Source organism: Methylosinus sp. R-45379, from assembly GCF_001644125.1.
Classification (GTDB): Bacteria; Pseudomonadota; Alphaproteobacteria; order Rhizobiales; family Beijerinckiaceae; genus Methylosinus.
In genome coordinates this window covers 1-1,454 of sequence record NZ_LUUM01000059.1, presented here as the reverse complement: position 1 = coordinate 1,454, position 1,454 = coordinate 1, and the positions used below count along the sequence as shown (strand labels likewise).

General features: G+C 64.9%; 2 protein-coding genes and 1 pseudogene. All 3 read right to left on the bottom strand.

Annotated elements, in window-relative coordinates; genetic code table 11:
• Positions 1-245 (bottom strand): annotated as a pseudogene (locus tag A1351_RS03720) (molybdopterin molybdenumtransferase MoeA); the annotation flags it as partial.
• A 2-nt stretch (positions 246-247) separates the two neighbouring features.
• Positions 248-796, bottom strand: coding sequence for a molybdopterin-guanine dinucleotide biosynthesis protein B (gene mobB / locus A1351_RS03715; RefSeq protein WP_024881983.1), 549 nt, complete (start codon positions 794-796; stop codon positions 248-250).
• Positions 787-1,454: substrate-binding domain-containing protein (locus A1351_RS03710; RefSeq protein ID WP_305791299.1), on the bottom strand; the 668-nt coding region annotated here is incomplete at its 5' end. The genes mobB and A1351_RS03710, both read right to left, overlap by 10 nt.

The window sequence follows — 1,454 nt, the reverse complement described above, 5'->3', positions numbered from 1 at the left end:
GTCTCGGCGCCCGGCGTCAGATCGCCGAAGCGAACCGCATAACCGTCGACGGCCGAATTGTCGAAGCGAGGCAAATCGATCGGCGCGACGAGCGCCTCGGCGAGAACGCGCCCCTCGGCGGCAAAGAGCGAAACACTCTCGAGTCCCTCGACGCATGGGATGCGCGCGAGTAGGAGCGCGACCGCGTCATCGACGCGCATCGGCTTCTCGCCGGCCGAAAAACTGTCCTTGCCGAGCTGCGCCATGTCTAATCCTTCTCGGAATCAAAGCTCGCATACGCTGTTTCGAGCGTCGCTATGGTCTCGTCTATCGGGCGAGCGTGCGCGTCGATCAGATCTGCTATTCTCTCGACATCGTCGAGCGAGGCGTGAGGAAGCGCGCCTTCCGCCAGATCGCTCGCCAGCGCCACGATCGTCTCGTCATTGGGATGGAGAAAGGGCTTGCCATTGGCGGCGCGATGAACCTCGATCTTGATATGCGGATCGGTCTTGAAGCCCTCGACCAGAACCAGGTCGACGGGGGCGAGCATCCGCAACAGATCGGCGAGACGCGGCTCCGGGGCGCCGCGCAATTCGTGCATCAGGACGAAGCGATTGGAGGATGAGACCAGCACCTCCGTCGCGCCCGCCTCGCGATGCAGCCACGAGTCCTTGCCCGGCTTGTCGACGTCGAAATTGTGATGCGCGTGCTTGAGCGTCGAGACGGTGAGGCCGCGCTCGCGTAGAAGCGGAACCAGTTTCACGATGAGCGTGGTCTTTCCTGCGCCGCTCCAGCCGGCGAAGCCGATCACGCGCATGGCGTCTCGCTTTCTTTCGGCGCGCCGGCGGTGAAGCCCATGCCGCCCAACTCCCTCCGCACATCCTCTCGGCCGAGCGCCTCGATGAAGGCGCGAACGGCGGGGACCTCGCACCGCGAAAGCGGGATCACGAAGTCATAATGCTCCTCGCCGATCGGGAGAAAACTCAATCCATAGGCGCGCGCCACGGGCTCGATCGCGACCCCCCAATCGGCGCGCTGCTGCGCGACCGCCGCCGCCACGGCATTGTGTGAGCTCGGCTGATTCCAATAACCATTCGGACGCGCGGCGCCGATTAGTCGATCGATCATGATACGCGTGCCGGAGCCCTGATTACGATTGACCATGAGGCAGGTGGGATCGGCCAGCGCCGCAGAGATCGCCGCCTCGACGGCGCGGCCTTCGAAGCGGGCGTCGCCGGCGCGAAAGACGAGGCCTTGCATGCGGCGCCATCCTCGAACCAAGCGCTGCTCCGGTCCGAGGAAGGGCGCATTGTAGACCCCGGTCTTCTCGTCCATCAGATGGATCGGCGCAATGTCGCATTCGTTCCGCCGTGCGGCCGCGAGCCCGCCCATGCTGCCGATCGCGACGACGCGAACGGCTATTCCCGCCTCGGCCAGCGCGTCGATGATGATTTCGAGCCCGATGCAATGCGAGC